Origin of the sequence: Streptomyces sp. AC558_RSS880 (assembly GCF_019049255.1) — a bacterium.
In the GTDB taxonomy this organism is placed as follows: domain Bacteria; phylum Actinomycetota; class Actinomycetes; order Streptomycetales; family Streptomycetaceae; genus Streptomyces.
Genome location: NZ_JAGMUJ010000019.1, coordinates 107,438 through 116,634, shown reverse-complemented (window position 1 = coordinate 116,634; position 9,197 = coordinate 107,438). Strand labels below are relative to the sequence as shown.

At 73.6% G+C, this 9,197-nt stretch carries 8 protein-coding genes; 5 read left to right on the top strand and 3 right to left on the bottom strand.

The genetic code is table 11. The features are described 5' to 3' along the window. Both KUM38_RS07690 and KUM38_RS07685 read left to right on the top strand, forming a co-directional pair. On the top strand, nucleotides 1–1,063 hold a 1,063-nt coding region (locus KUM38_RS07690; RefSeq protein WP_254396818.1), incomplete at its 5' end, for a protein phosphatase 2C domain-containing protein. Nucleotides 1,064–1,130: 67 nt separating this feature from the next. After that, nucleotides 1,131–2,873 (top strand): pyruvate dehydrogenase, encoded by a 1,743-nt coding sequence (locus KUM38_RS07685; RefSeq protein WP_217128522.1) that lies wholly within the window; start codon nucleotides 1,131–1,133, stop codon nucleotides 2,871–2,873. 5 nt (nucleotides 2,874–2,878) lie between these two features. On the opposite strand, the gene KUM38_RS07680 is transcribed toward KUM38_RS07685, so the two are convergent. Further along, nucleotides 2,879–4,645, bottom strand: a complete 1,767-nt coding sequence (locus KUM38_RS07680; RefSeq protein ID WP_374227043.1) for a helix-turn-helix domain-containing protein — start codon at nucleotides 4,643–4,645, stop codon at nucleotides 2,879–2,881. 30 nt (nucleotides 4,646–4,675) lie between these two features. On the opposite strand from KUM38_RS07680, the gene KUM38_RS07675 reads away from it, so the two are divergent. Together KUM38_RS07675 and KUM38_RS07670 are read left to right on the top strand one after the other, a co-directional pair. Continuing rightward, nucleotides 4,676–5,296: a hypothetical protein gene (locus KUM38_RS07675; protein ID WP_217128521.1), complete on the top strand. Its 621-nt coding sequence runs from the start codon at nucleotides 4,676–4,678 to the stop codon at nucleotides 5,294–5,296. A 215-nt stretch (nucleotides 5,297–5,511) separates the two neighbouring features. Continuing rightward, nucleotides 5,512–5,913: an ATP-binding protein gene (locus tag KUM38_RS07670; RefSeq protein ID WP_217128520.1), complete on the top strand. Its 402-nt coding sequence runs from the start codon at nucleotides 5,512–5,514 to the stop codon at nucleotides 5,911–5,913. Nucleotides 5,914–5,951: 38 nt separating this feature from the next. On the opposite strand, the gene KUM38_RS07665 is transcribed toward KUM38_RS07670, so the two are convergent. Continuing rightward, the gene (locus tag KUM38_RS07665) at nucleotides 5,952–6,995 is read right to left on the bottom strand and encodes a DUF2637 domain-containing protein (RefSeq protein ID WP_217128519.1); all 1,044 of its coding nucleotides are present in this window, start codon (nucleotides 6,993–6,995) and stop codon (nucleotides 5,952–5,954) included. Between the two features lie 306 nt (nucleotides 6,996–7,301). After that, nucleotides 7,302–8,162, bottom strand: coding sequence for a (2Fe-2S)-binding protein (locus tag KUM38_RS07660; RefSeq protein ID WP_217128518.1), 861 nt, complete (start codon nucleotides 8,160–8,162; stop codon nucleotides 7,302–7,304). Between the two features lie 167 nt (nucleotides 8,163–8,329). Between KUM38_RS07660 and KUM38_RS07655 the strand changes: the two genes are divergently transcribed. After that, complete coding sequence (locus KUM38_RS07655; RefSeq protein WP_217128517.1) at nucleotides 8,330–9,163, top strand: GntR family transcriptional regulator; 834 nt, start codon at nucleotides 8,330–8,332, stop codon at nucleotides 9,161–9,163. Nucleotides 9,164–9,197 lie beyond the last annotated feature (34 nt).

Genomic DNA, 9,197 nt, shown 5'->3' with positions numbered 1-9,197 from the left:
GCCCCCGCCACCCCCCACGGCCCCACCGAACCCGGAGTCCGCGGACGACGATTCCGCCCCCGGCTCCTCCCGCCTCGAACCACTCCCGGGCCCGCTCCCGTCCCGCGCCCACGTGGGATCCCGGCCGCCCACCTACGACGCCGAGCCCACCGCCCTCCCGCCGGCCGACCCCGACGCACTGGACGACCTGGTCCCGGACACCGTGCTGGACGGGGCCCGCTACGGTGCCTGCACCTTGCGCGCCGCCTCCGTGCGCGGGGACTCCGCGCGCTACCGGGGCGAACCGCGTCGCGACGCGCTGCTGACCGCCCGGTTCGGAACGGGGGAGCGGGCCCTCGTCCTCGTGGCGCTGGCGACCGGCGCCCGGACCGCGCCCGGGGCCCACCGGGCCGCCGCCGAGGCCTGCCGGTGGATCGGCGAGGCGGTGGGCCGCAGCCACGCCCGCCTCGTCGACGACATCAGGGCCGCCCGGCGCGGCGACCTCAAGTCCGGCCTGCACCGCCTCACCGACCGCAGCCTCGGCAGGCTCCGCGCCGGCGCGGCCGACCAGGGCCTCGAACCCGACGCCCACGCGGCCACCCTGCGCTGCCTCCTCCTGCCCGCCGACCCCGCATGCCGCACCCGGGTCTTCTTCGGCGTCGGCCCCGGCGGACTGTTCCGGCTGCGGGACGGCGCATGGCAGGACATCGAACCCGAGCCCACCGAGATCAGGGGCGAACCCGTCGTCGGCTTCGGCTCGCCGCCCTCCGAGCCCTCCGACGGCGACCACCTCACCATGGACCTGGGCATCCCCACACCCCCGAGCCCGTACGAGCCCGCCCCCGAACCGCCCCGCGAACCCTTCCGCTTCCGCACCTCCATCGCCCGCCCGGGTGACACCCTGCTGATGTGCGGCACCGGCCTCGCCGACCCCCTGCGCGGCGAACGGGAGCTCCGCGCGCACCTCGCCGACCGGTGGTCCCGCCCCGAACCACCCGGCCTCGCCGCGTTCCTCGCCGACACCCAGGTACGCGTCAAGGGATACGCGGACGACCGTACGGCCGTCGCCGTCTGGGAGGCGTGAGCGCTTCCGGTGTGAATTCATGGAACCCGTCAGGCATCTTCGGCACCGGAGGGGCAGACGGGAAACCATGGCCAAACAGAACGTCGCGGAACAGTTCGTCGACATCCTCACCCGCGCGGGGGTCAAACGCCTCTACGGCGTCGTCGGCGACAGCCTCAACCCCGTCGTCGACGCCGTGCGCCGCAACGCCGCCATCGACTGGATCCACGTCCGCCACGAGGAGACCGCCGCCTTCGCCGCCGGCGCCGAGGCCCAGATCACCGGCAGGCTGGCCGCCTGCGCCGGCTCCTGCGGACCCGGCAACCTCCACCTCATCAACGGCCTGTACGACGCCCACCGCTCCATGGCCCCGGTCCTCGCCCTCGCCTCCCACATCCCGTCCGGCGAGATCGGCCTCGGCTACTTCCAGGAGACCCATCCCGAGCAGCTGTTCCGCGAGTGCAGCCACTACAGCGAGATGATCTCCAGCCCGCGGCAGATGCCCCGGCTGCTGCAGACCGCCATCCAGCACGCCGTCGGCCGCTCCGGCGTCAGCGTCGTCACCCTCCCGGGCGACATCGCCGACCACGCCGCCCCCGAGAAGCCCCTCGAGACCGCCCTCGTCACCTCCCGGCCCACGGTCCGCCCCGGCGACGCCGAGATCGACCGCCTCGTCGACATGATCGACGAGGCGGAGAAGGTCACGCTGTTCTGCGGCGCCGGCACCAAGGGCGCGCACGCCGAGGTCATGGAGTTCGCGGGCAAGATCAAGTCACCGGTCGGGCACGCCCTGCGCGGCAAGGAATGGATCCAGTACGACAATCCGTACGACGTCGGCATGAGCGGACTGCTCGGCTACGGCGCCGCCTACGAGGCCACCCACGAGTGCGACCTGCTGATCCTGCTCGGCACCGACTTCCCGTACAACGCCTTCCTCCCGGACGACGTGCGGATCGTCCAGATCGACGTGCGGCCCGAGATCCTCGGCCGGCGTTCCAAGCTGGACCTCGCGGTGTGGGGCGATGTGAAGGAGACCCTGCGCTGTCTGATGCCCCGGGTCCGCGCCAAGGACGACCGGAAGTTCCTCGACCGGATGCTGAAGAAGCACGCGGACGCGCTGGAGGGGGTGGTGAAGGCGTACACGCGGAAGGTGGAGAAGCACGTGCCGATCCACCCCGAGTACGTGGCGTCCGTACTGGACGAGCTGGCCGACGACGACGCGGTGTTCACCGTCGACACCGGCATGTGCAACGTCTGGGCGGCCCGCTACATCTCGCCCAACGGCCGTCGCCGGGTGATCGGTTCCTTCTCCCACGGCTCGATGGCGAACGCGCTGCCGATGGCGATCGGGGCGCAGTTCACCGACCGGGGCCGGCAGGTGGTGTCGATGTCCGGCGACGGCGGGTTCACCATGCTGATGGGGGACTTCCTCACCCTGGTGCAGTACGACCTGCCGGTGAAGGTGGTCCTGTTCAACAACTCCTCGCTGAGCATGGTGGAGTTGGAGATGCTGGTCGCGGGTCTGCCCTCGCACGGCACCGCCATGAAGAACCCCGACTTCGCCGCCGTCGCCCGCGCGTGCGGCGCCCACGGGGTGCGGGTGGAGAAGCCGAAGGAGCTCGCCGGGGCGCTGAAGTCCGCGTTCCGGCACAAGGGTCCGGCCCTCGTCGACGTCGTCACCGACCCCAACGCGCTGTCCATCCCGCCGAGGATCAGCAAGGAGATGGTGACCGGTTTCGCCCTGTCCGCCTCCAAGATCGTGCTGGACGGAGGCGTCGGCCGGATGCTCCAGATGGCCCGCTCCAACCTGCGCAACGTGCCCCGGCCGTAGGGGGTTCACCGGGGCCGGGGCTTCCAGCCGCGTGCCGAGGTGTCGTACTCGTAGTGGGGCAGGCCCTCGATGCCGCTGGTGCGGAACGGGCGGCCCCGGTCGTCGACGCGGACCGTGCCGGTACGGCCCTGCGAGGACCAGTCCAGCTCCAGGTACCAGCGGCAGTCGCAGTGCGCGGTCCGGGCGGTGACCAGCAGCACCTCCGGGTCGGTCGCGGAGACCCGGTAGGGCATCCGCACGGCCGGGATCGGCGTACCGGCGTCGTTCCCGGCGACCGCGCGGGCGAGGGGCCGGTCCTTGTCCAGGTCCACGTCGAAGTACCGCGGGGTGAGCGCGCCGCCGCAGCCCTGGTCCATGGCGTACGCGTTCCCCGGCGCGGGATCGGCGCGGCCGGCCACGCGGACGCGCAGCGCGGTGAGGACGACGGCCGTGTCGGAGGTGCCCTGCACCGACAGCTCCACCAGCGTCTCGCCCCCGTGCACGGCCGACTGCGTCGCCGCCCAGGTCCCGGCGTCCTGCGGGACCGGCGGCGGCGGGACCTGCTCCGGCGGCTTGGCCACGACGTAGTCGTGCCCGCATCCGTACGCCCAGGCATGCGAGTCGGCGGACCAGGTGAGCGGCGGCGCCCCGACGGGCGCGGACCCCTCCGGAGCCGTGGCGGGGGCGGAGGTGCTCCGTCGCGGCCCGGGGGAGGGAGAGGGGCGTTCCTCCGGTGTCGTGGAGCCCGGGGCGGACGGGGTGGGTGAGGGCGTGCGACCGCGCGGCGCGGCGGGACCGGTCGTCGCGGACGTGCCCGGGGGCGTGGCGGCGGGCCCTCGCCCGGCGGACGGCCTCTGCCCGTCCGGCAGCGCGGACAGACTCCCCACGGTCGCGAGCAACGCGCATACGGCGGCCAGGGCGACGGCGACCCGCTTGTGCCGCCGGTACCAGGGCCGCGGATGCCCCGCCCCCTCGTCCAACGGCCCGCTCACCACGTCCCCGTCGCCCGAGGGGGGACCCGCGGGCCCGGGGGGTTCGGCGGTCTGCCGTACCGGGGTGGCGGTCGCGTGCGGGCCGTCGGCGGCACCGTGTCCGGCGGGCCGGCCGCCGAGCCCGTCGGCCGACGGCCCACCGGTGACGTCGTCGGGCGTGCCCTCCCCGGCAGCCGACACCTCGGGGGCGGTGCGCTCTGCTTCCGGGGCGGCGGGGGCGCCGCCGTCCGTCCGTTCCCGCGGCGCGGTGCGCTGCTCGCCGGAGCCGGAGCCGGAGCCGGAGCCCGGCGCCACGTCCGCCTCGGCCGAACCGGTTGCCGTGCGCGGACGCCGGCGTGCCTCCACCGCGCGGAGCCAGCGGTGGTGGAGGTCCACGCGTTCCGCCCGCGACGCGCCGCACAGGGCGGCGAAGCGCTCCACGGGCGCGAAGTCGACGGGGACCGCCTCACCCGCGCAGTAGCGGTGCAGCGTCGAGGTGTTCATGCCGAGGCGGCGGGCCAGCGAGCCGTAACTGCGGTCCGTACGTTCCTTCAGCTCCCGCAGCAGCGCCGCGAACTCAGCCACGTCGTCCTGTGCCGACACCGTCACCCCGCACTCGTATGACCCCGACCGGGCCCTGGGACGGCATCCCAGGCACCCCCTGTACCTGCACGTCGGACGGGCTGGGACGGTTCCATGCCGGCGAAACCGGCGACGACGCTTGCGCCCGCCTCCTGAGGCGGCTGATGCTCTTGGTACCGCGAACCGCCCGACGGCCGCCGGACGGACCGTCCGGGCCGTCACGGCGCACCGCCCCGTCATTCCATCACGCACACCTCACGGGGGACATCCATGCCCATGCGCACCCGCGCCGCCACGCTCACGGCGCTCACCGTCGCCGCCCTCGCCGTCGGTACGGCACTCACCGCGCCGGCCGGCGCCGCGCCGCGGAAGGCGGCCCCGCCCGCGTTCCTCGCGGCCTCCGAGCTCCCCCCGCACCCGTCGTCCGCCTGGACGGCGGGCCCGGTCACCGACGGCTTCCCGTCGGAACTCGCCTACTGCCTGGGCGAGGGCGTACCCGCGTACGACTACCGGCACCGCGTCTTCCACACCGACCTGGACACCGGCGCCGTACAGGTCACCGTCGTCACGGGATCCGCCGCCAAGGGCAAGGCGCTGGCCGCCCTGCTGAACGAGGAGATCCGTACCTGCGCCGACCGGATCGAGCGGTCCTACCCGGACGTCGAGGCCACGGGCCGGTACTACGGCGAACTGCCGGTCGAGGAGGGCGCGCAGGTGCACGGGTTGCACACCGAGACCTCCTGGGGTGCCACGGACGTCCATCTGCTGTCCGTCGGACGCGACGGGAAGACCGTGACCGTCGTCGGCTGGGGGCAGCTGGGCGACTTCGGTGACGCCCCGGTGGGCGCGTTCAGGAAGACGACGACGAAGGCCGTCGACAAGCTGTACTGAGGCCGCACGGCCGCCACGACCACCATGGGAAGCCGGGGTCGTCCTCTCGCCACGGGGGTCGGGAGGACGGCCCCGCGCGTGTGCGTGGCCATCGCACTTCGGCCAACTACCGTTCGTGGCCGTCCGGCATGACTGGCGTGTGGGTGATCGGGCAAGGATTCCCGTGAAGGTGTTCGAGTACAGGGGGAATCGACATCGGCACGCGGGCGGGGGCCATGAAGAGTCAGGCTTCGGCGGATCGGCTGAGGCGCACACTGGGCCGGGCGGATCTGCGGGCGGTGCCCGAGTCCCGCAGGGCACTGCGGGAACTGCTCAGGCACTGGGGGACACCGGAGCGCTCCGCGGTCGCGGAACTGCTCACCAGCGAACTCGTCACCAACGCGCTCGTCCACACCGACCACGAGGCGGTCCTGACGGCCACGGTGGGGCCCCGTGGACTGCGGGTCGAGGTACGGGACTTCGTGGACCGGGAGCCCCGGCCGCGGGCACCGAGCACCGACGACGGCACGCACGGAAGGGGCCTGGTGCTGGTCGAGTCCCTCGCCGACGGATGGGGCGTCAGGAAGCACCGGGTGGGCAAGTCCGTCTGGTTCGAACTCGGCGCGGACGCGGCCTGAGGGGTGCGGTCCGCACCCCTCAGGCCGCGGCGGGGCCGTCAGCCGAACTGCTGCTCCAGGTCCTTGAGCTTGCGCTCCAGGGAGTCCAGGCGCGGCAGGGCCTGGGTGTCGTCCTCGGCGGTGAGGTCGACGGTCTTCGGGTCAGCGCCGGTGCGTACCGGCTGCAGGGAGGGACGCGCGCGGACGGGCAGGGACTCCGGCGCCGATATGGCAGGCTCCGCGGAGACCAGGTCGGAGTCGCGCTCCACCGTGGGGGCCTCCAGCTCGCGTCCACCGCCACGGCCCACGAAACCGCGGTGGCCGCGGCTGATCGCCTTCAGCCGGGCCCGCTCCACGCGCTGCTGGTCCCGCCGGCGCTGCTTCGCCTCGTTCTTGCGGGCCTTGTCCTCGCGTACTTCCTCGACCGCCTCGTCGAGGCTGCGCACGCCCTCCAGCAGCATCAGCGACCAGGCCCCGTAGGTCTCCCGGGGGGCGCGCAGCCAGCGGACGATACGGATCTGCGGCAACGGGCGCGGCACCAGGCCCTGTTCGCGCAGGGCGGCCCGGCGGGTCTGCTTCAGCGCGCGGTCGAACAGGACCGCCGCCGACAGGGACATGCCCGCGAAGAAGTGCGGGGCGCCGTCGTGTCCGATGCCCCGGGGAGCGTGCACCCAGTTGAACCAGGCCGCGGCGAAGGCGAACGTCCACACGAGTATCCGCGAACCGAGGGCCGCGTCACCGTGGCTGGCCTCGCGCACGGCGAGCACCGAGCAGAACATCGCCGCGCCGTCCAGCCCGAAGGGGACGAGGTACTGCCAGCCGCCGGACAGGCCGAGGTTCTGCTCGCCGAAGCCGACCAGGCCGTGGAAGGAGAGCGCGGCGGCCACCGCCGCACAGCAGAACAGGAGGACGTAGGAGACGGTGCCGTACAGGGCCTCCTTGCGCCTGCGGCGCTCCTCGCTGCGCTCCCACGAGTCGTCCGCGCTCGTGCTCTTGACCGAGGAGCGCTTCCCGCGCGCCAGCACCGCCACCGCCGTCAGCATGCCCAGGAGCAGCACGACGCCCGGAAGCAGCCAGTTCAGCGATATGTCGGTCAGTCTCATCTAAGGGGTCCCTTGCATTGGGATAGGGCGTGTAACGCCCGCCATAGTGGCCCAATCCCAGCGGCCCTCAGGGGGTTTCGGGGCAAGAGGCCGCCAAGGAAGTGTGAGGGGGATGCCCAGGGCGGCGTTCTGCTCGAACTGCCGCGTGAGGGGCGGGAGTTGAGTTCGAATAAGATTACCCGTACGGGTGGTTCCGCGGAAAGTTCCCGCGACGGGTGGGGGAATCGTGAAGCTCCTGTGACCTCTGCGGCGTACTCAACGGATGATCTTACGCGCCGGACGGGGGTGCCGCTGTCCGACGTGGTGTCAGCCGGCCTGCGCGACCGCCGCGGTGACCCGCTCGGCCGTCCGCCCGGTGGCGCAGGTGCGCGGGCAGGTGGCGCAGATGTCCGCGGGGCGCAGCGTGTAGAACATGCAGCAGCTGACCCGGTCCCGGGTGACGGGCGCCGGCTCCCCGCCGGGCCCGGCCGGCCGGCGGAAGGCCGCCGCGCCGACGTACGGCTCGGTCGCGCCCGGCAGCAGCAGCTCCAGCTCCCGCAGCCCCCGCTCCTCCTCGCCGAGCAGTTGGGAGACGTACCGCAGGCTCTCGACGATCTCGTCGGTCGCCATGCCCCACAGGGCCCGGCCGCGACGCCGCATCCGGGGGCCGAAACCGGCCAGCACGGGTTCGAGGTGCTGGGCGACCGCCTCGCGCACCTCCGCCCGCAGCGCCTCCTCGTCGGGCACCACCCGGGCGCCGGGCAGCGCGGCGGCGGGGTCGCCGGGCAGACAGGCGAAGCCGTCGGGCCGTACGGCCATGCGGCCCAGGGCGAAGCCGGCGGCGGTGCGGTCGAACGAGACGTGCGTCACGGGGTAGCGCGGCACGCGGCGGTGCAGGAACCACGGCACGGTGATCAGCAGGCAGGCGGGCCAGGCGTAGCGGTGCAGACCGAAGCCGGCGATCACGTCCGGACGGCCCTGCTGCCCGTAGTCCCGCAGCACCTGGGTGTCGTCCCAGGCGAGGAACCGCTCCAGCTCGGCCCCGCCCTCGGCGAGCCCCGACGCCGCGACCCAGCCGCCGCCCCGGGGTGCCGCCTCGCCGGCGCCGAGTTCGGTGATGCCCAGGGCGGGGAACGCCTCCGCCAGACGGGCGTACGCGTCCGCGACGGCCGAACCGGGCACCGGCATGGGGCCACCCCTTCACGTCTCGAGGAGCAGGGCAATAAAGGTAAGGCTCACCTTACCGAACATCGTGACGATATGAACCGGCGCCTCTGTGCGTTTATCGTGCTTGACGGACAGGTGACAACCCGCCGTAATGACCTCAAGTACCGAAACGTCCGCAGGAGGACCTTGTGAAGCAGGGCACGCAGGGCTCCGCAGCGACGGGGGACGCGGTGACCGGCCCGGCCGCCACGGGCCGGTTCCGGGTGCCCGCGCAGCCGGCGGGGCCGGACGCCGACCGGGAGCGTGACCGGCGTGACCGGCCGAGCTGTGCCGACGGCGGTGGCGCGCGCGGTGAGCACACGCACAGCGAGCCTGCTCTTCCCCGGCCCCGGCCCGTCGTCCAGCGGTCCTCCGTACGCGGACAGGTCCTCGACGCCCTGCGGACCGCGCTGGTGACGGGTGACCTGCGGCCCGGCGAGGTGTACTCCGCGCCCGTGCTGGCGGAGCGGTTCGGTGTCTCCGCCACGCCCGTGCGGGAGGCCATGCAGCAGCTCACGCTGGAGGGCGCGGTGGAGGTCGTGCCCAACCGGGGGTTCCGGGTCGTCGAGCGGGGCGCGCGGGAACTGGCCGAGCTCGCCGAGATCCGGGCGCTGATCGAGGTCCCGGTGATGATGCGGCTGGCGCGGACGGTGCCCGCCGAGCGGTGGGCCGAGCTGCGGCCGCTCGCGGAGGCCACGGTTCGGGCGGCGTCGTCCGGGTGCCGGGCCACGTACGCGGAGGCCGATCGGGTCTTTCACCGGGCGGTGCTCGCGCTCGCGGGCAACGAGCAGCTGGTCCGTATCGCCGAGGACCTTCACCGGCGGGCACAGTGGCCGCTGGTGGGGGGTGTCCCCGGTGGCCGCGGGCGGGCGGAGCTGGTGGCCGACGCCCATGAGCACACGGCGCTGCTGGACGCGTTGATCGCGGGGGATTTCGATGTGGTGCGCTCGCTGGTGGGGGAACATTTCAACGGGGCGGTGTGAGGGTGCCGGGTTTTCGCCCCCGCCGCCTCTTCCC